The sequence below is a fragment of the Flavobacterium sp. WV_118_3 genome (genome assembly GCF_039778605.1).
Taxonomy (GTDB): domain Bacteria; phylum Bacteroidota; class Bacteroidia; order Flavobacteriales; family Flavobacteriaceae; genus Flavobacterium.
In genome coordinates, this window is record NZ_CP156060.1 from 1715177 (window position 1) to 1736363 (window position 21187).

At 40.4% G+C, this 21187-nt stretch carries 19 protein-coding genes; 14 read left to right on the plus strand and 5 right to left on the minus strand.

Annotation, left to right across the window (positions count from 1 at the left end; translation table 11 throughout):
- Positions 1-6: 6 nt before the first annotated feature.
- The gene (locus ABFU83_RS07985; RefSeq protein WP_347070000.1) at positions 7-1392 is read right to left on the minus strand and encodes a TolC family protein; all 1386 of its coding nucleotides are present in this window, start codon (positions 1390-1392) and stop codon (positions 7-9) included.
- A 167-nt stretch (positions 1393-1559) separates the two neighbouring features.
- Between ABFU83_RS07985 and ABFU83_RS07990 the strand changes: the two genes are divergently transcribed.
- The 11 genes from ABFU83_RS07990 (at position 1560) to ABFU83_RS08040 (ending at position 14920) form a co-directional block, all read left to right on the plus strand.
- A complete protein-coding gene (locus tag ABFU83_RS07990) occupies positions 1560-2573 on the plus strand; it encodes a histidine kinase (protein ID WP_347070001.1) in 1014 nt (337 codons plus the stop codon).
- Positions 2570-3271 carry a LytTR family DNA-binding domain-containing protein gene (locus ABFU83_RS07995; RefSeq protein ID WP_347070002.1) on the plus strand — a complete coding sequence of 234 codons (702 nt, stop codon included), beginning with the start codon at positions 2570-2572 and terminating at the stop codon, positions 3269-3271. Before ABFU83_RS07990 ends, ABFU83_RS07995 begins: the two co-directional genes overlap by 4 nt.
- A 269-nt stretch (positions 3272-3540) precedes the next feature.
- The gene (locus tag ABFU83_RS08000) at positions 3541-7653 is read left to right on the plus strand and encodes a Dyp-type peroxidase (RefSeq protein WP_347070003.1); all 4113 of its coding nucleotides are present in this window, start codon (positions 3541-3543) and stop codon (positions 7651-7653) included.
- Positions 7654-7765: 112 nt separating this feature from the next.
- Positions 7766-8335 carry a Crp/Fnr family transcriptional regulator gene (locus ABFU83_RS08005; RefSeq protein ID WP_347070004.1) on the plus strand — a complete coding sequence of 190 codons (570 nt, stop codon included), beginning with the start codon at positions 7766-7768 and terminating at the stop codon, positions 8333-8335.
- Positions 8336-8589: 254 nt separating this feature from the next.
- Positions 8590-9807 carry an MFS transporter gene (locus ABFU83_RS08010; protein WP_347070005.1) on the plus strand — a complete coding sequence of 406 codons (1218 nt, stop codon included), beginning with the start codon at positions 8590-8592 and terminating at the stop codon, positions 9805-9807.
- A 2-nt stretch (positions 9808-9809) separates the two neighbouring features.
- A complete protein-coding gene (locus tag ABFU83_RS08015; RefSeq protein WP_347070006.1) occupies positions 9810-10796 on the plus strand; it encodes a TIGR03571 family LLM class oxidoreductase in 987 nt (328 codons plus the stop codon).
- On the plus strand, positions 10786-11886 hold the full coding sequence (locus tag ABFU83_RS08020) for an alkene reductase (protein WP_347070007.1): 1101 nt from the start codon (positions 10786-10788) through the stop codon (positions 11884-11886). The genes ABFU83_RS08015 and ABFU83_RS08020 overlap by 11 nt, the downstream gene beginning before the upstream one ends.
- A 32-nt stretch (positions 11887-11918) precedes the next feature.
- Entirely contained in the window at positions 11919-12884 is a 966-nt protein-coding gene (locus ABFU83_RS08025; protein ID WP_347070008.1) for an aldo/keto reductase, read from the plus strand.
- Between the two features lie 3 nt (positions 12885-12887).
- Complete coding sequence (locus ABFU83_RS08030; RefSeq protein WP_347070009.1) at positions 12888-13652, plus strand: type 1 glutamine amidotransferase domain-containing protein; 765 nt, start codon at positions 12888-12890, stop codon at positions 13650-13652.
- 112 nt (positions 13653-13764) lie between these two features.
- Positions 13765-14559 (plus strand): HipA family kinase, encoded by a 795-nt coding sequence (locus ABFU83_RS08035; RefSeq protein ID WP_347070010.1) that lies wholly within the window; start codon positions 13765-13767, stop codon positions 14557-14559.
- Positions 14537-14920, plus strand: a complete 384-nt coding sequence (locus ABFU83_RS08040; protein ID WP_347070011.1) for a DUF3037 domain-containing protein — start codon at positions 14537-14539, stop codon at positions 14918-14920. Before ABFU83_RS08035 ends, ABFU83_RS08040 begins: the two co-directional genes overlap by 23 nt.
- Positions 14921-14922: 2 nt before the next feature.
- On the opposite strand, the gene ABFU83_RS08045 is transcribed toward ABFU83_RS08040, so the two are convergent.
- On the minus strand, positions 14923-15252 hold the full coding sequence (locus ABFU83_RS08045) for a multidrug efflux SMR transporter (RefSeq protein WP_347070012.1): 330 nt from the start codon (positions 15250-15252) through the stop codon (positions 14923-14925).
- A gap of 756 nt (positions 15253-16008) precedes the next feature.
- Here ABFU83_RS08045 and ABFU83_RS08050 point away from each other — a divergent pair.
- A complete protein-coding gene (locus tag ABFU83_RS08050) occupies positions 16009-16461 on the plus strand; it encodes a GNAT family N-acetyltransferase (protein WP_347070013.1) in 453 nt (150 codons plus the stop codon).
- Positions 16462-16533: 72 nt separating this feature from the next.
- On the opposite strand, the gene ABFU83_RS08055 is transcribed toward ABFU83_RS08050, so the two are convergent.
- The 3 genes from ABFU83_RS08055 to ABFU83_RS08065 form a co-directional block, all read right to left on the minus strand.
- A complete protein-coding gene (locus ABFU83_RS08055) occupies positions 16534-16833 on the minus strand; it encodes a hypothetical protein (RefSeq protein ID WP_347070014.1) in 300 nt (99 codons plus the stop codon).
- Positions 16834-16949: 116 nt separating this feature from the next.
- A complete protein-coding gene (locus ABFU83_RS08060) occupies positions 16950-17396 on the minus strand; it encodes a hypothetical protein (protein WP_347070015.1) in 447 nt (148 codons plus the stop codon).
- 174 nt (positions 17397-17570) lie between these two features.
- Positions 17571-19547: a dehydrogenase E1 component subunit alpha/beta gene (locus ABFU83_RS08065; RefSeq protein ID WP_347070016.1), complete on the minus strand. Its 1977-nt coding sequence runs from the start codon at positions 19545-19547 to the stop codon at positions 17571-17573.
- Positions 19548-19766: 219 nt separating this feature from the next.
- Here ABFU83_RS08065 and ABFU83_RS08070 point away from each other — a divergent pair, with 219 nt between their 5' ends.
- Both ABFU83_RS08070 and ABFU83_RS08075 read left to right on the plus strand, forming a co-directional pair.
- Entirely contained in the window at positions 19767-20717 is a 951-nt protein-coding gene (locus ABFU83_RS08070; protein WP_347070017.1) for a 2-oxoglutarate and iron-dependent oxygenase domain-containing protein, read from the plus strand.
- Between the two features lie 104 nt (positions 20718-20821).
- Positions 20822-21172 carry a translation initiation factor gene (locus tag ABFU83_RS08075; RefSeq protein ID WP_347070018.1) on the plus strand — a complete coding sequence of 117 codons (351 nt, stop codon included), beginning with the start codon at positions 20822-20824 and terminating at the stop codon, positions 21170-21172.
- The last annotated feature ends 15 nt before the right edge of the window (positions 21173-21187 follow it).

A 21187-nucleotide genomic window follows, 5' to 3' on the forward strand; every position in this document is an offset into this window, starting at 1 on the left:
TACGGGTTATAATTCATTAATAAATAAGTTGAAATCGCCGGTTGCCGCTGCTTTTAACAGCAATGATTGCCATAAGTTCACATGAACAATATCCCGGTCGGTTTCGGCTCGGTTTAGCGTATATAGGGTTTGGGTAACATCTACCAGATTCGTCAGTCCGTTTTTGTAGAGTGTCATTTTCTGCAAATACGCCTGAGCGGCTGCTTTTACTTGTTTAGGAGCCTCTTTATTGCTTTCATAGGCCAATTGTATTTTCACATCAGCCGCATCCGACTGTGCTTTAAACTGCTGTTCCATCACCTTATATTCGTCATCCAGGGCTTCAGTCGTAAATTTCTGCGCATTGACTTTTTTAGCGGTACGCGCCAAGGTAGTCAGATTCCAGCTTACCCCCACACCAAAAAGGTAATTCTGACGCGTCGGATCGACACCATCCCAATAGTTATGGGTAAACGAAGATTGATCTGCTGCATAGTCCGAATTGAATCCCGAAGCACGGGTTTGATACACACCAAATAAGCTGAATGTAGGGTAATATTCTTTACGGAAAAGTCGCAATTGTTGGTTACCATATTCCATCCGACTCTTGTAAAACTGTAATATCGGATTGGACTCAATACCTAAAGTTTCCCTTTTAGCAATCACATTTGGTGATTTGATTACCAGAGTGGTATCAACTTTAATATCAGAAATATCTATTCCCATTAAAGTGATCAGTTTGTTGTTCTGTTCCTTCACCTGATCTTTCACCTGATTCAAGGCGATACGTGCACGCGATACTTCCGCAGAAGCCAACGTAGAATCGACTCCCGGTAGCAATCCGTTTTTAACCCGCGCAGCGGCCAGCTTTAAAAACACCTCTGCCCGTTCCAGATTTTTCTTTTGTGAAATTTCCAGTCGCTGACTTGCCAACAGGTTTAGATAGGCCGCAGAAATGCGGATTTTATGTTGGAATTGTTCCTGTTCCGAATCTTTTTGCAAACGATCGGCATCGGCTTTAGACAAAGCGATCTTTTGTCGGATACGACCGAAACTATAAAAATCCCAGTTCATATTCACCAGATACAGGGCGCCGAAAGCAGCGTTCCAGTTTTGTTCCGGCAAGGGTAATCCCGACGAAGCGACTCCCAGACCTCCAAAACCATAGAGCGGACCATTTTGTCCGTTTACGGTCCCGTAGTCCTGTTGCGCGGCCAACGTCAGGTTGGGCAAGTAATCCCTTTTGTTTTGCTTGACGGTTTCCTGTCCCGCCAAAGCATACTTCTCTTTGGCTTTAAGTGTGCCATAGTTAGCCATCCCTTGATCAATAGCATCTTTCAGGCTGAGCGATTGGGAAAAAGCTCCTGAAAAACACATTAAAAGCGACAGCAGTGGCAATTTTCGTACTATCATTATTGTGGTAAGGTTTTTTAACAACGCGAAACTACAACACATTCCGCAGCAGCGCCTATGAAAAATGATTAATTCGCTATAAAAAATGACCAATTCAATTGATCATTTAACTTCCCGGTTTATTCGTTTTTTTATACGTATTTTGTATGCTATAATCTGAAATGAATATGAGGAAGATCTTAGAGAACAAATGGCTACAGGAATTCGCAATTCTTGTCTTTTCGTTTGTTCTTTTCACATTAAACGACTGGATTTTAATTTTAAGCTGGAAAGGCTTTTGGATGGGTATCGTATATTTTTTACTCCTATACGGTCATGCCCAGATCAACCGCTTTTTTCTACTGCCCATTCTACTTAAAAAACACCAACCACTAACCTATATTTTATTTTCAATTGTATTAATATTAGTATTTTCAGTAATATTACATGAAGTAGCAATTGAAGTCATTTATAAGAATTGCTTCCTGTATAAAACCTCCATGCAAAAGACCTATCACTTCCAATTGGGAACCTTGGTCGGTACCTTAATTTGCATCTTGGGAAGTATCCAGCTAATCGAACATTACCGCGATCAGAAGAAAAAAACCAACAAAGAATTACTCTACAATCAAATCCAGTTAAATGCACTAAAAGGACAATTAAATCCGCATTTTCTGTTTAATACGTTTAATACGCTCTACGGTATTAGTCTGCAATATCCGGAACGGACTTCCGATATGATCATGCGGGTTTCCCAATTGCTCCGGTATCAGGTGGAAAATTCACAAAAAGAATATGTTTCGCTCGAAGATGAGATCGACTTTATCTCCAGCTATATCGAACTGGAAAAAGAACGCGTAGGGTATCGCTGTGAAATTGAGTTTGACTATAAAACCGATGCCGATTCCAACTATATGATCGCACCGATGTTGTTGATTCCTTTTGTGGAAAATACCTTTAAACACGGTACCTGTGCGATCGAAAATTGCTTTGTAAAGATCAATCTTTCGGTAAATAATGGTAAATTACGTCTGGAAACATTAAATTCGATTCCGGAAAAAAAACGAAAAATCGTTTCCACTAAAATCGGATTGAGCAATGCAACGGAACGACTGCGCATTCTTTATCCGAAAAAACACAACCTGGAAATACAACAGGAAGCCAAACAATACCGTGTGTTACTCGAAATGGATTTATTATGATCAATACTCCAAAAAAATGTATTATTGTCGACGATGAACCGGCCGCGCATTATGTACTAACAAATTATATCCGTCAAAATCCGCAATTGGAACTCGCTGCGCAATGCTATAACGGTATTGAGGCTTTGCAGTATTTACGGGAACATACCGTTGATTTGATGTTTCTGGATATCGATATGCCGGAAATCAGCGGATTGGAGTTGTTGCAAACCCTAAAAAATCCGCCAAAAACCATATTAACAACCGCTTATTCAGAATTTGCGCTCGAAAGTTACGAATATGGTGTGATCGACTATTTACTAAAGCCAATCTACTTTCCGCGTTTTCTAAAGTCGATCGAACGCTATCTTTCGGTACAATTTATCGAAAAAGAAACGGCTATTCCGGTTTCTCTCAACGTAAAGGTAAACGGTAAAAACATCGATATCCGACTGGATGATATTCTATATGTTCAGAGTTACGGGAATTACGTTAAGATTTTTACTAAGGCCAAAACCTTTGTAACCGCAATGACTACGAATCAATTGGTACAGGAATTGCCGTCGGACAAGTTTATGCGGGTACACAAATCGTATATCATTGCCATTCATAAAATCGATGTTCACGAAAAGGAACACATTGTGATCAACGAAGAAAAAATCCCGTTGGGAATTACCTTCCGCCGCGAACTTAACGAACGTTTACGCCCACTATCATAATTCTTTCCTCTTTCCTCTTTCCTCTTTCCTCTTTCCTCTTTCCTCTTTCCTCTTTACTCTCCTAAAAAAACAGGTGTTTGTACGTATAAGCTGTTGTTTTTCTTTCGCTATTTTTGATACAGATCGATTTCCCACTATAAATCTTCTGTTTCTTTCAATTGTAACTTCATAACAACCAAATTGTTATAGAAGGTAGCTCTTTATACCTGTAAAGGAAACAATAACAATCGCAACAAACATTTTTAAACTGTAACCAACAAACAACTCACATGGAAAAAACACTCAAGTCCGACATCCCGTCTAACAACGAGAGCTCTCTTAACTTTGAAAATCGGTTTACCGAAGTGTGGAAACACTGTCAAAGAGGATTGGTATACCCGTCGCCCTTTGCCATTTTTACAACTTTTTGGTTCCAAAAACGAGGTAATTGGCAAGCCAACAAACAACCAGACGGTAAAAAGCTGGTGACCTATAAAAAAAAGTTTGCCGAAGTAATGGCAAATATCCGATCGGAAATCAACACCCATAAAGATCTGAAAGATCGTAATACGTCTGTTATTCTGGGGGTTTCATTTGAAAACTGGGCTAAAATCTGCGACGAAGAAGGCATACCGCATCCTAAAGGAATGACGTTGCAATTTCCGGAGCATAATGATCCTTATGTATCGAAAGTATTCCGGGCCTCAAACGGCGCCTTTGTAGATTCTAATGGCGATCTTTGGTTTCACATTAAGAGTGACAGTAAAGAAGCTTGTGAAATTGTGAATTCCTTATTAATAAAGGCTTTAGACAGTATTACAGAAGAACATTATTCGCAGGAAGCCGCTTCCAAATCGAATGAAGCAGACGGCCATCGCGGTAAAGTACTGGGTTGTCGTTTCTCCGAAAACCTCAACAATCCTTCCGATCCGATTTCTATCGCCAAACATACGTTAATCGGTTGCGACGATATGGCGCATTTTGGAGGGTCTTTTGTATTGGCTCAACGCTTCCTGATCAACTGGAATCAGATCAATATGATGACCGAAGATCAGATTGAAGACCTTATTGGCCGTAAAACCAACGATACTATTATTCCCGACCGCGATTCGCGTTCGCATATCAAATCGGCCAGAATTCAGGATGCGAATGGCAATACCACGCCGGTATTACGCCTTGGACTTCCGTTTGGAAGAGCTAAACATCAGCAACACGGCAATTCCGGATTCCGTACACCAAAATCAATTACGTTATCGGACGAGGAAGGAATCTATTTCGCCGGGTTTAGTAAAGAAGTAGGAATTCTGGAAAACATCATGAGTAACCAGATCGGACCTGACAGTGGTTTTATGAACGACCGTTTGTTTAATCACCTGCGATCGGATCTGGGAGGTGTTTTTTATATTCCAAGCATTCAGGATCTGGGATTAGATGACGAAGATGTAGCTAAAAAATACCGAAATGACTTCTCTTTTGCTACAGAGAAAGATTGGTCGCGTTTCCCGGGTGTCGACTGGACACGTCTGGATCGTCATTACCAAAACGCTTCTAAAAACGGACTGATGTATTACAACCATCAGAATTTCCTGTTTACCATGTCGACCCGAATCGGGCTGCCGGAAGATCGTTACTTTTCAATACCAACAAATCGTATTTTAAGCCTTCTGGAAAACATTTTCTCCCTTTGGCAGGACAATTGGTACTTTAACCGGAAACAGGAAGAAATTAAAGAAGATATTCGTTTTTATATCAATCGTTATAACGGAAGCGATAAACCGGCCGATATTATGAACGAATCCATTATGATTCGTAAAGGTTGGGCAATCCGTTTAAGTTTGCAATTGTTCAGTTCGCCCGATTACGGTTTTAGAGGACGTAAGATCCGACTTAAAGATGGTACGCTGGTTCCTTACTCTTCGTTCCGTGAAAGAGAAGGCGAAATTGTTTACGGTTCAGATACGTTTCGCATTTCTCCGGAGGAAATTATTATAGGTGCCATGCCAAACCTATCGTTAGGCGAAGGCCGTTATGTGATGCGCTATCTGTCGGATTCCGAACGTCTGGATGGCTTCCTGGCCAATCTGAGCGAGGCTTCCGGTGTGGGACACGTAATTCCGAATTATGAAAAAGCCCTGAAAAAAGGTTTAAAAACCATGATGGAGGATATATTGGAGTACGAAAAGAAAATCACCGAAGAATACACTAAAGATAAGGGAAAAACGGATGAGGAAAAAGCCGCTAAGGCAAAAACATATAAGGAGAAAAAAGAATTATACCAATCGGCTTATCTGTCTTTACAAGGAATTTCAGAATATTGTTTGAATTATGCCCAACTGGCGCGCGAAATGGCTGCCAGCATGAAAAACAATCCCGGACAAGCCTGGGAAAGGGAAAATCTGGAATCGATTGCTTATCGGATGACCAAATTAGCTACCGAAAAACCAGACTCACTAATTGAAGCAGTGCAGTTTATCTTTACCCTACATACTTGTTTACACCTCAACGGCGAACCAACCGCTATTGGTCGTATGGACCAGCTTTTACAACCTTATTACGACAGTAGTAACGAGGCCGAAAAAGCCGAAGCACAGGAAGTTATCGATGCGTTCTATATTAAACTGGACGAGAAAATACAGCAGAACCGTATTTTTATGGAAGACCATCAGCCATTTGGAAATCTGGCTATGGGTGGTGCTTCCGGGCCGTATCCGCAAGGTGCTTCTTTGGGACAATGGATTCAGCAAATTACCGTTGGCGGTACTAAAGTCAATGGCAATCCTGTTTTTGAAGAAACAGAACCGGCTTATAACCATATGACGCGATTGTTTATACACGCTTCCGGACGATTACCACTTAATGCACCTTGTTTATCGTTACGAACCCGTAAAGATATGCCAAGAGAAATCCTGGAAGATGCTGCTCACGCGCTGCTTTCCGGTGGGGCACATCCGATTCTTTTAAATGACGAAAAAATAATTAAAGGACTTCATCACAGCGGCGACGGCGTTGGCGGTAAACTGGGAAGCGAAACCCAAAAATGGAACTCAAATGTAACCGTGGAATCGGCTCAGAATTATGCCTGCGATGGCTGTTACGAACCGCAATTCCCGGGTGAAAACTGGTTTTCACTGGGTGGATTTTCCACCTTACAACCGTTGGAATGCGCGCTAAACCAGGGACGTACGTATTCATCGGCCGGAGAATCCTATTTATTTGGTCAGGTAGTCTCGTTAAATTCCAAACCGGCAGATCAAATCAAATCGTTTAAGGAACTGGTGGACATTTACTTCCAACATTTCGAATGGCTCAACCGTAAAGCTTTTAACGGTCAATTAATGGGATATGGCGCGAATACAAAATTCTGTCCATCTCCTATTCTTAACGTCTTGATGGATGACTGTCTTGCCAGAGGACTTGATTTTTATAGCGGCGGAACCAAATACAACATTTACGGACCTTGCTATATCTCGTTGAGTGCGACGATTAATTCACTGTATGCAATCAAAACAATGGTTTTTGACGATAAAAATGCGGTTACTACATTACCGGAATTACTGGAATGTTTGTGCTGTGACTGGGGTTATAAAATGACCGAACCGTTTATTAGTGATCTGGCCGGAGAATCCCGTATCGCTTCGCGCTCCGATCGATTTAAACGTCTGAGAGAAATCGCTCTGGCACAACCGCGTTACGGACGAGGGAATCCCGATATTGATGCCTTTGGAAATGAGATTGTAGCGGGTATTGCCCGTCGATCGATTGCAACTTTTACCGAACCTTGGCCGCAATTGTATGAAACCATGAAAAATATGGCAACCCGATATGGAACGGAAGAATTCCCTTTCGGACTTCAAATTCAGCCGGGTGTCGGAACTTTCGAAAACCACGTGGAAATGGGTGCCTGGAACGGAGCCAGTGCCGATGGTCGTCGTCTGGGAACTACCGTTGCTTCCGATATGAGTGCTATGCCTAGCCCTGCCGATTTACCAATCGAACATCAATATGCCGGGTTCGAAGAATCCCTTGCCGGTTTTGACGGTATCGGTGCCGAGTTGATGTGCGATGGTGCTCCTACCGATTATAATATCGACGAAGACTTCCCGGCCGAAAAACTGATTCAGGTGATGCAACAATTTGCCAACGGACAATCGTCTAACATTTTGACCATTACCGTTGCTAATCCGGATACCTTTGCCGATGCAGTAGGCTCGCCGGAACAATACGACCTGCTTCGCGTGCGTACCGGAGGTTGGACAAACTTCTTTACTTCGGTGTTCCCTACTATTCAGGATCAGCACCGCCGCCGACCGGTTTCGACACCTGTAGAGGTTCAAAAAGAGAAAAAAATGGCAAAGGGTTGCCCTTTCCATCAACAAATAGAAGAAGTAGAACAAGACGAATAACGTTCTATATTAAAATTTGGGAAAAACACCTCGGAAAATTCCGGGGTGTTTTATTTTAAAGTGGTTTATCGTCTGCAGAAATCTGTTATTTTTGTAGTACAATTGCCTTAGTATGACCCAATACGACCTTTTACGTCAGCATATTGCTTCCATTTGTCCGCTTTCGGATAGCGAATGGGACTATGTATCCCGTCATTTTACCTTTCGAAAACTACGCAAACATCAGTTTTTGGTGCAAAAAGGCGAAATGGTTCCCTGCGAATTCTGGATCATCAAAGGCCTGGTAAAAACCTATGCGATCGATTGCGACGGAAAAGAACATATTCTACAATTTGCCATGGAAGAATACTGGACCAGCGATTTTCAGGCGTTTCAAAATCAGGTTCCCGCCTGTATGTATATGGATTGTATTGAAGATTCGGAGTTTTTCTGTCTGAAACTGGAAGATCGGGAGAAAATCTGCCATGAGATTCCGGCTATGGCGAATTTTTTCAGAATCAAAGCCAATTATGGTTATATCGCGCTACAGCAACGCATTATGTCATTACTAACGGAAACCGCAGAGGAACGGTATAATAATCTGATCAAAAAATTACCCCGACTCATTCAGCGTGTTCCTAAAAAACTACTGGCCTCCTATTTGGGGGTAACCCGCGAAACCCTTAGCCGACTTAAAAGTTAATCAGTGTGATCTACCTCACAAAAAAACGGTGACTTAACTCCTCGCCTAGCGTTTCCCCTATTCGGACATTTGTACTGTTCCTTATGACATTACAAATATGACCGTTCCAAGTTGTTTTATCCGATGTTTTTACAAGTTACTGTGTACTAATTATTATTAGTTCCGATCGTTTTATGCCCGGTTTTAATCGGATGTATGGGATCAAACATAATACTAATGAATCACCTGTTACCCATTTGTGGTAACCCAAACCTATGAAAACAATTCAAAACAATACGGCTGCTATCGCAGTACCTTCTAAATCTAAAAAACTTCCGGCCGCTTTATGGGCCTTAACCATCAGTGCCTTTGGTATTGGTACTACCGAATTTGTAATTGTCGGTCTGCTTCCCACTGTTGCCAACGATTTAAAAACGTCTATTGCCTCCGCCGGCCTGCTCGTAAGTCTTTATGCTTTGGGTGTAGCTGTAGGAGCACCTATATTAACGGCTTTAACCAGTCGTATCGATCGCAAAAAATTATTACTGGGCGTTATGGTACTTTTTATTATTGGTAACGGACTGGCTTCCATTGCGCCTTCTTTTATCACATTAATTCTCGCCCGAATCCTAACCGGATTTGCACACGGTGTTTTCTTTTCGATCGGAGCAACTATAGCCGCCAGCCTGGTTCCCGAAGACAAACGCGCCAGTGCGATCGCGATTATGTTTGCCGGATTAACCGTAGCCATCGTTACCGGTGTTCCCTTAGGAACCTATATCGGACAACATTTCGGATGGCGTGCAACTTTTATCGGAGTAGCGGCTTTGGGAATCATCGGGCTTATCGCCAGTAGTCTTTTAATTCCGGATAGCCTACAGAAAAGCAAACCTTTACAATTAAAAGATCAGTTAAAGGTGCTTAAAAACCCATCGATACTATTGGTCTTAGCGATTACCGCTTTGGGCTATGGCGGAACATTTGTAAGCTTTACCTATATGGCACCACTATTGGAAAACATTTCCGGTTTTTCGGCCGATGCAACCAGCTTATTACTATTGATCTACGGAATTGCCATTGCTTTGGGAAATGTGATCGGTGGAAAAGTAGCCAATAAAAAACCGATTAAAGCACTCATGATCATGTTTGTATTACAAGCCTTGGTATTATTGGTTTTATCTTTTACTGTTTTTAATAAGATCGCAACTGTAACCACCTTGTTTGCCATGGGAATTCTGGCTTTTTCGAATGTTCCGGGTTTACAGCTTTACGTAGTACAAATGGCCGAAAAATACCTGCCGGGAACCGAAGATGTTGCTTCGGCACTGAATATCGCGGCTTTTAATGTAGGTATCGCTATCGGTGCCTTTATCGGTGGACATGTAGTCGAATCGGCACTCGGTATTCAATCCACTCCCTGGGTTGGTGCGGTATTGGTTGCCATTGGATTTTTGGTGACACTTATCAGTTATAAACGCGAAAAAAACAATTGATCTTGGAAACAATTTGTAACATTCATATTCCCGGAAAAATGACCATCGGGTTGGAATTCCCGCTTGATAACGACTGGTCGCCGGAAGGTGAGAAAAAACGCAGCGTTTCCGGACGTCCGTTTGGTATTCCGGATAGTAGTCGGCATACGGAATACATTCAATTGGCGGATCAACTGGGTTATGCCGCGCTTTGGATGCGCGAAGTTCCGGTGTACGATCCCGGTTTTGGCGATGGCGCCCAACTTTTTGATACGATAGCTTATCTGGGTTATATCGCCGGAATCACCCAATCCATTACCCTTGGAACCGCTGCTATCGTCTTACCGCTACACGATCCGTTACAACTGGCTAAAGCGGTTGCATCTATCGAAAATTTATCCGGAAGTCGGTTTCTGTTTGGTGTCGGCCTTGGCGATCGTCCGGTGGAGTTTCCATTGTTCGGATATGATTTTGAAACCCGGGCTGAGCGTTTCGGTCATAACCATGCTATAATCGAAGAAGCCTGGAAAACGCAAAGCGGACTTAGTCAGTATTATGAAAACCTGAATAACAATATCCGGATATTTCCAAAACCGGAAAATCCGATTCCCTGGATTATTGCCGGACGTGCGCAACAAAGTATGGACTGGATTGCCCAAAATATGCAGGGTTGGTTTAATTATCCGCGTCCGTTAGCCGAAACCGCAAACCAGATTATCGACTGGCGGAATGTGCTTTACGACAACAATCAGGCTTCCAAACCGTATATCACGGCTTTCCATCTCAATCTTTTGCCCGATGACAACGCAGCATTCCATCCCTATCGTTTTGGCGGAGCGGTAGGAATCAATGGGTTGCTACCGTTACTCAAAGCCTACGAAGAAATTGGCGTGAATCATATGGCCTTGCATCTTCGAAAATCGGAAACGCCGGTTAAAGAAGCAATCGAACGTATTGCCACAACTATTTTACCTCATTTTAATTATAAAGAACACGATTATGCTATTTAAAAAACATACCCTCGGAAACATCGAATTACAAAACCGTATTGTAATGCCGCCAATGACCCGTTCCCGTGCTGCCAAAGGCGAAGTGGCCACTCCACTTATGGCCGAATATTACGAACAGCGAAGTTCCGCCGGACTTATCATTTCTGAAGGAACTCAGATTAGTCAACAAGGACAGGGATACGCCTGGACACCCGGAATTTATACTCCGGAGCAGATTGCAGGATGGAAACTGACTACCGATGCCGTACATCGCAAAAACGGAATTATTTTCGCCCAGTTATGGCATGTTGGACGGGTGTCCCATACTGCCCTGCAAAAAAATAATGAAGCGCCGGTTTCCTCCAGTGAACTGGTCGCCGATGGTGTAAAAGTGTTTGTCGATCACGAAAATCGCGGGCCGGAACATGGCGTTGGCGAAATGGTGCAACACTCCAAACCAAAAGCACTTACCCAAACGGAAATTCGGGAAATTATATCCGATTATGCCAAAGCGGCTCAAAATGCAAGGGCTGCCGGATTTGACGGTATTGAACTCCATGCGGCTAATGGCTATCTGATCAATCAGTTTATCGACTCACAGGCCAACAACCGAACCGATACGTATGGTGGTTCTCTTGAAAACCGACTGCGATTTTTAAAAGAGGTTGTTCAGGCAATTTCGGATGCCATCGGTAATGAAAAAGTTGGTGTTCGTCTGGCACCATTAACCACACTACAAGGTACGATTGATGATAACCCCGTGGAAACCTATACCGAAGCCATCAAACTTTTAGATCGTCTGAAAGTAGCCTATGTTCATATAGCCGAAGCCGATTGGGAGGATGCGCCGGTGATGGAACGTTCGTTTAAAGAAAGTATCCGGGCCAATTTTACCGGAACCCTGATTTATTCCGGGAAATATACCAAAACCCGGGCCGAAGAAGCCTTACAGGAAGGCTGGACGGATCTGATTGGTTTTGGCAGACCCTTTATCGCTAACCCGGATCTTCCCTACCGACTGGAACACAATTTACCGCTAAACGAACCGAAACGCGAGTTCTTTTTTGGAGGTGGTGTTACCGGTTATACCGACTATCCTTTTTATCAATAACAACGAATACACTTATATAACAATTATACAATATGAGAACATTAGGAAATTCTTCTCTCGAAGTGTCCCCTATCACCTTGGGTGCTTTTGCAATTGGTGGTACGATGTGGGGCGGAAATGAAAAAAAAGACTCCATTGCAGCCATACAAGCTTCAATTGACAATGGTGTGACCAGTATCGACACCGCTCCGTTTTATGGTTTTGGTCTGAGTGAATCCCTGATTGGGGAAGCCATCAAAGGTCGGGATCGCAGTACAATTCAGATATTGACAAAATTCGGTCTGGTTTGGGACGGAAGCAATAACGGAAACGGAGATTTTTTCTTTGAAGCCGATGGTCAATCCATTTATAAATACGCTTCAAAAGCCACTATAATCAAAGAAGTGGAAGAAAGTTTGCAACGTCTGGGAACCGATTATATCGACTTACTGCAATTGCACTGGCCGGACAGTACTACGCCGATATCTGAAACCATGGAAGCGATGGAAATACTGATCCAACAAGGAAAGATCAAAGCAGCAGGGGTTTCCAATTATACCGTTTCCCAACTGGAAGAAGCACAAAAAAGCGTACCTTTAGCTTCCAATCAAGTAGCCTACAGTATGCTAAACCGTAGTATTGAAACAGATTTGGTTCCCTACAGTTTAGATAAAAACATTGGCATCATTGCGTATAGCCCGATGGAACGCGGTTTACTAACCGGAAAATACTTTGCTGGTGGAAAATTAGCGGAAAACGATCATCGTAACGGTTATTTCAACCAATATGACTTGAAAAAAGTGCAACAATTTTTACAAAATATACAACCTATTGCTGATGCTAAAAATAGTACATTGGCACAATTGGTATTACGCTGGACGGTGCAGCAACCGGGAATTACCGCAGTACTTGCCGGTGCGCGAAATGCCGAACAGGCCATTTCAAATGCTCAGGCTCTGCATTTTGAATTAAACCCCGAAGAACTAACTTTTATTACAAACCAACTTCATACTTTATAAATCATGAGAAAATTTTTAACGGTAGCAACCAGTCTGATATTGCTTTTCAGCAGTCTAAATATTGTAGCACAAACAAAAAAAACAGGAACGATGAAAAAGAAAATCTTATTTGTGGTAACCAGCCATGATCAAAAAGGTAACACCGGACAACCTACCGGGTATTTCCTTAGCGAAGTGTCGCATCCGTGGGAAGTATTACACAACGCCGGCTATGAAATCGACTTTGTTAGCCCAAAAGGTGGCAAAGCTCCGGTGGATGGATTTGATTTAAAAGATCCGATCAATAAAAAATTCTGGGATGACAAAGTGTACCATGCAAAAGTGGAAAACACAATGAAACCTTCAGAAGTTAATCCTAAAGACTATATAGCGATACACTATGCAGGTGGTCACGGTGCAATGTGGGATTTACCCGAAAATAAAGAAATCGCAGCTATTGCAACCCAAATCTATGAAAATAACGGAATTGTCAGCGCTGTTTGCCACGGACCGGCCGGTTTGGTTAACATCAAACTGAGCAACGGGAACTATTTAATCGACGGTAAAAAAGTAAATGGCTTTACCAATGAAGAAGAAATTGCTGTTGGATTGGAAAAAGTAGTACCTTTTATGTTGGAAGATCAATTAAAAGCGCGTGGTGCAAAATTTGAAAAAACGGGCAACTGGCAATCGCATGTCGTAACCGATCAACGTTTGGTTACCGGCCAGAATCCCGCCTCGGCCGAAGCTGTCGGAAAAACGGTTTTAGCCGAATTGAAAAAATTATAATCGGATTACCCTATGTTAAGCCTGACAGGTTTGTGAAACCTGTCAGGTTTTTGTGCTTCAAAAAATCCTTTCCTTTTTAATACATTTGTGACAGTATACTAAACAAAGTTTTATGAGTGATACGCTCCATTTACGTACGGTTCAGGTGACCCGCTATATAACCCCTTTACGGGAAGGCGGTTCGCTTCCTGCCCTTGCTGAGGCCGACGATGATTTTAAATATGTACTAAAATTCAAAGGCGCTGGTCACGGCAGTAAAGCCTTAATAGCAGAACTTCTAGGTGGTGAAATCGCACGCGCTTTAGGGCTTCGGGTTCCGGAAATCGTTTTCGCTAATCTTGATGAAGCTTTTGGCCGCACCGAAGCCGACGAAGAAATACAGGATCTCTTACAAGGGAGTCAGGGATTAAATCTGGCGCTACACTTCCTGTCGGGTGCCATTACATTTGACCCCGTTGTCACCGATGTTGACCCACTTTTAGCCTCACAAATTGTCTGGTTGGACGCCTTTATAACCAATGTAGACCGGACTTTTCGAAATACCAACATGCTGATTTGGCATAAAGAGTTGTGGTTGATTGATCACGGAGCTTCTTTTTATTTCCATCATTCCTGGAACAATTGGGAGAATCATGCTAAAAGCCCTTTTGCATTGATCAAAGATCATGTTCTATTACCCAAAGCAACAGAACTGGAACAGGTTGATAAAGTCTTTAAAGAAATTTTAACAGAGGAAAAGATCCGTAAAATCGTAAATACAATCCCGGATGAATGGTTATTATGGGACGATAATCGTGATACTCCGGAAGATCTGAAAGAAGTTTATATACAGTTTTTACTGATCCGAAAAAATAATTCTGAAATTTTTATAAAAGAAGCGCAAAATGCAAGACAAACACTTATATGAATATGCAGTGATCCGCGTTTTGCCTAAGGTTGAGCGGGAAGAATTTTTGAATGTTGGTATTATTCTTTTTTCTAAAAGTGCCCAATACATTGATGTTCGTTTTTCTATTAACGAACACAAACTTCTTATGCTTTCAGACGAACTGGATATTGAACAGTTACAGCAAAATCTGGAATCGTTTCAAAAAATTGCACTGGGCGACAAAAATGGCGGCCCAATTGCTCAACTTGATATTCCTTCCCGTTTTCGATGGCTCACCGCTGTAAGGAGTTCTGTAATACAAACATCCCGTCCCCATCCCGGTTTTTGTGCTAACCTGGATGGTACTATTGAACGACTTTTTACCGAACTGGTTTTATAACATTAATGAGACACACTATTGGAGTACAGATTAATAATCAGTACTCCAATAATTATAAAAAGAATCCCGATTATAGCCGGAAAATCTAGTGACTCATTATAAACCAAGTAACCAATCCCTGAGATCAAAACTATTCCTAAACCCGACCAAATAGCATAAGCAATACCTATTGGCAATGATTTAAGTGTTAATGACAAAAAATAAAAGGCCACTGCATACCCCAAAACGGCCACTACACTGGGCCGCAGTCGGGTAAACTGTTCCGACGATTTTAAAGCACTGGTCGCTATCACCTCAAAAAAAATAGCCATTATTAAAAACAGGTATTTCATTTTCCTTTTTTATGCCCTAAAGATACATTTTTAGTTTGCTACATATTTATATTTATGGTAGTTGACTTTATCCTTATAGTAAAACCGTCATAATATTACTCAAAAACACTCAAAATTACTATTATAAAAAACTGAGTATCTATGCGTGTGTAGAAATACTGCAAAAGTTGTTACAATTCCCTTACTTTGTTTGTGTAATACACTTACTGTTTAGTTTTACGATGTTTTTGGTTTTGTAGTATTTTTTCAGCATCAGGTAAGTCCTTGATTTCAATTAATTTATTTCAGTATTTTTTTTAAGGACTAAACTAAAGTGTATTATGTGGGTTTGTAAGACAGTTAGTTAAACTGACTGTCTTTTCAAACCGCTTTTAGGACTTTTTTCTATTTTAATACTTTTATAAACCGAGCAGTTTTCAAACTTCAATTCCAGTTCGTATTTATAAGCCTAATTTAAACTGTTCGGTTTTAAAAAATGAAACTAAGTTCAAAGTTTCACAGTCAATACATTAGCGCTAACTATCATGACAGTTTTTATAATTTTATTACATCATTGTTAAAATTCAAGGACATAGTCTCAATTCATACCTTTTTAAAAACAAAAAACATCACAAAACATTATTTTTATAACCTTTTTTTATATTTTAAATCAAATAATGTAAAGTAAACAGATAAAATTCACTCCTTTTTAGTAAACATTCGTATCTTTACCAAGCCCCATTTCTTTTTAAAATCTGTCTAAATAATTTTTTAATTATGCCAATTTTAATAAGAACAACATCAAACAACAAGGACTTTAAGGATCTTGTTGCTTTACTGAATCATGAATTAAAAATTAAGGATGGACAAGAACATTCTTTTTTTGAACAATTTAATAAAATAGATAAAATTAAGCACGTTGTTTTAGCATACAAAGAGGACAAAGCTGTTGGTTGTGGTGCTTTAAGACAATATTCTGACGACATAACTGAAATCAAAAGAATGTATGTCCATCCCAGTTTCCGTGGCCGTGGAATTGCCGGTGAAATACTAAAAGAACTGGAACGATGGGCTACTGAATTGTTTTTTTCAGAATGTATTCTGGAAACCGGAAAAGAACATTTAGAAGCTGTCCGTCTATATGAAAAATCGGGCTATCATTTAATACCTAATTTTGGACAATATGAAGGTATTACCAATAGCCTGTGCATGAGAAAGATTATCTTATAGGCATTTTATAAATTGTCTGTTTTTACCATAAAAAAAAGAAGTTTAAAACTTCTTTTTTAACTATTCTACGTCTTAAATTGTCATATGAATCCGGTGTATCGGGATTACTACGCCTTGCTTTAAAATGATACGTTCATCTGTAACTCCCCATATAGTGGTCTCTACTACTTTTTTAGAGACATTGTCTTCAAAATAAATTTTGATTTTTCCATGTTCCAGATTACCCAGTGCCAAAGCACGATTCAGATCTTCTATTCTTCTTTTAATCGCCAATACATCTTCCTCTAAAACATCCTTTTCAGGAAAATTCAGTGTTTCTATTTCTTCTTTGCTAACTATTTCAAAAATTGCATCCATAAGTTCTTTTTTCATTTAATTAAATACTCACATCTATTAACTAAATTAAAAAAAAATACCTTAAAGATTTCATAAAAAAGTATTAAAAAAGCCACAATTTCTTGTGACTTTTTATATATTCCTGATTTATATTATTTTATATATGTTTTATTTCCATTGTCATTGATATAATACTTCCCCCCCCTTGGTCCGGTATATACTTTTTTTCCGTTATAAGTACCCGTTACCTTGTCTTCCGACGCTACTTTTGTTGTTTTGGCCGCAGTAACTTTTTTTGCTTCTGCCGCAGTCGTCTTTTTAGCATCAGCTTTTACATCAGCAGTTGCTTTGGTCGTTTTTTCTTTTACTGCTTTAGTATCATCCTTAACAGCCTTTTTAGTATCGGCAGTTGCTTTGGCCGCTTTTTCTTTTACGGCCTTCGTATCGTCTTTGACGGCTGTTTTAGCCTCGTCTGTTTTCTTTTTGGTTTTAGCCGTTTCGGTATCGGCTTTTTTAGCTGCTTTTTTTACAGCTGCTTCCTGAGCAAAAACAGTTAATGAAAAGACCATTAACAAACTAAAATAAATTGCTTTTTTCATATTTATAATTTTAGATTATTATTCTTTTTTACTTAAAAAAAGTAACTATTAATTATAAAATTACAAACAAAAACACATTTAATTAACAGCTTACATCGTTTTTTTTATTAGAATTTTATTAAAAAAGCCACATCCATTGATGTGGCTTCTTTTATGCTATCGAAAACCAGAATATTAGTATGCTAATAATTCCAATAAATCGTTTTCAAATCGTTGTTTTGGCAGGTATTGATCTTCCAGTGCTTTTACAAATGGAATTGCACTCTCCAAACTTCCTACCCGTTTAACAGGTCCATCCAGATATTCAAAACAATTCTCCATGATCATCGATGATATATCGCTGGCAACACCTCCAAAAAGTGTATCTTCCTGTAGTATAATCACTTTACCAGTCTTTTTAACCGATGCATAAATTGTTTCCATGTCCAATGGTTGCAACGTACGTAAATCGATTAAATCAGCTTTAATTTCAGGATGTTTCGCCAAAGTATCCAAAGCCCAGTGTACACCGGCTCCAAATGAAATTACCGTCACATCGTCACCTTCTTTGATCATGGCTGCCTTTCCAAAAGGAATCGTATAATAGTCTTTTGGCACATCCTGATAAACACTACGATACAATTGTTTGTGCTCGAAATACATTACCGGATTCGGATCGTTGATTGCTGTATTTAAAAGTCCTTTGGCATCGTATGGAAAAGCCGGATATACCACTTTTAATCCCGGTGTTTTAGTAAACCAGGCTTCGTTCGTTTGCGAATGGAAAGGTCCAGCCTGAGTTCCACCGCCGCAAGGCATACGCACTACTACATCGGCATTTTCCTGCCATCTGTAGTGTACTTTTGCCAGATAGTTCACAATCGGGTTAAATCCTGTAGAAACGAAATCTGCAAATTGCATTTCTACAATGGCTTTATGTCCGTTAATCGACAATCCCATTCCTGCTGAAACGACAGCACTTTCACAAATTGGCGTATTGCGGACACGCTCTTTTCCGAATTGTGCTACAAAACCATCTGTAATTTTAAAGGCTCCTCCGTATTCAGCAATATCCTGTCCCATGATCACCAGGTTCTCATGACGTTCCATCGATTGTTTTAGTCCTTGTGAGATCGCATCTACCAAACGAATGTTTTCTACTTCTTCGCTGTGATCAAATGTTTCATGTGTATAAGGTCGGTAAACATCGTTTAGCTCTTCTTCCAGACTTGCCTCAATTTCTGGTTCTGCCTGAACTTTCGCCCAATGTTCATCAATTTCTTTTTTAATTTCGGCACGATATGCCTCATCCATATCCGGTGTCAAAATTCCTGCTTCCGAAAGGTATTTGCGGAAATTATCTACCGGATCTTTAATTGCCCACATATCCATTAACTCCTGTGGTACATATTTGGTTCCACTGGCTTCTTCATGCCCTCGCATACGGAAGGTTTTGAATTCCAATAGTACCGGACGCGGGTTTTCGCGCATGGAAGCAACTAATTCGTCAATCTTAGTATACACTTCCAGAATATTGTTTCCGTCGATAATGTGACTCTCCATTCCGTAACCAATTCCTTTATCAGCCAGGTTTTCACATCTATATTGTTCATTTGTTGGTGTCGACAATCCGTAACCGTTGTTTTCGATCACAAACAGTACCGGTAAATCCCAAACTGAGGCAATATTTAATGCTTCGTGGAAATCACCTTCGGAAGTAGCACCTTCACCAGTAAAAACCGCGGTTACTTTTCCGTTTTTCTTTAATTTATTAGCTAACGCAATACCATCGGCCACACCTAATTGTGGTCCAAGGTGCGAAATCATTCCGATGATCTTATATTCCTGTGTTCCGAAGTGGAACGAACGGTCACGTCCTTTAGTAAAACCATTCTCTTTTCCCTGCCATTGTGAAAACAAACGGTATAATGGAATTTCTCTGGTTGTAAACACCCCTAAGTTACGGTGCATTGGTAAAATATATTCGTCTTTATCCAGAACGGATGTAATTCCTACTGAAATGGCTTCCTGTCCAATTCCTGAAAACCATTTGGAAACTTTTCCCTGACGGATCAGGATCAGCATTTTTTCTTCGATCAGCCTTGGCTTGATTAATTTCTTATATAAATCTAATAGTTTTTCGTCACTTAGATTTTTCCGATCAAAATTCATGATGTTGTGCTTTGATTAAACGCTTCCAAAAGTATAAAAAAATAACCGTCGCTAATGGAATTGTTATCAAAATATTTTCCCAAATTATTAGGTTCGTACGGGTAATTACCCAACCCTACCTCATTGTTGATAACTTTATAAATTTTATCTAAAAATTATTATTTACCTTTGTTTTATAATGGTTTCACAACCAAAAAGTTATTAACAAAATTTTTAAAGATGCAAAACATTCCCAGTGTTGACTTGCGTGATTTCCTATCGGACGACCCGGTACGTAAACAAAAATTTGTAAATGAAATCGGAAAAGCCTACGAAGACATCGGCTTCGTAGCATTAAAAGGTCATTTTTTAGATGACAAATTAGTTGATGAACTTTATGGTGAGGTTCGTAATTTTTTTAGCTTGCCACTTGAGGTAAAAGAAAAATACGAAATTCCTGGAATTGGCGGACAGCGTGGTTATGTTTCTTTTGGAAAAGAACATGCCAAAGGAAAAAAAGAAGGTGACTTAAAAGAGTTCTGGCATTTTGGTCAGTATGTTGAAAACGACCCGAAACTGGAAGCTGAATACCCTAAAAATGTGGAAGTTGCCGAACTTCCTAAATTCAACACGGTAGGAAAAGAAGCTTATCAGATGTTGGAAAAAACCGGAGTATACGTTTTAAGAGCATTAGCGTTATACCTTGGACTGGATGAGTTTTATTTTGATAACTACATCAAAAACGGAAACAGTATTCTACGTCCGATCCACTATCCTCCTATTACACAGGAGCCAGAAAATGCCGTTCGTGCTGCAGCACATGGCGATATTAATTTGATCACCTTATTAATGGGTGCGCAAGGTAAAGGATTACAGGTTCAAAATCATAACGGCGAATGGATCGATGCCATTGCTGAGGAGGATGAATTAGTGATCAACGTGGGTGACATGCTTTCCCGTCACACCAACAACAAACTAAAATCAACTATTCACCAGGTGGTAAATCCACCACGTGAATTATGGGGAACTTCCCGTTTTTCGATTCCGTTTTTTATGCACCCGATAAGCGAAATGCCACTTAACTGTCTGGAAAACTGTATCGATGCCGAAAATCCAAAACGTTATGACGATATTACCGCTGGTGATTTCCTATACGAACGCTTGGTTGATTTGGGCTTAATTAAAAAATAATCCTTATTTTTATAAAATCGTAAAAGACATTGGGTTTTACACTCGATGTCTTTTATCTTTTACAACCTTTTGAAAGGCAATAATACATCGACTGATTTAGCACTATGGCAAAGAAAATAAGCAGTTTGGAAGATTTGGGTGGATTCGTTTTTTCCACCAATAAAGATTTTGAATTTAATACCGAGTCCGAACAGGAAGAAACCCTATCTGCCGGTCAGCAAAAACTGGAAGCCCATCTCGACAAAAAGAACCGGGGCGGAAAAGTGGCAACCATCATCAAAGGGTTTGTTGGTAATGACGACGACCTGAAGGCACTTGCCAAACAACTCAAAACGCTTTGCGGTGTGGGTGGCTCCGCAAAAGATGGTGAAATTATCATCCAGGGGAATTTCCGTGACAAAATTATGGATTTCCTGACTAAAGAAGGCTATAAAATAAAACGCGTAGGCGGATAATAAAATACATATATA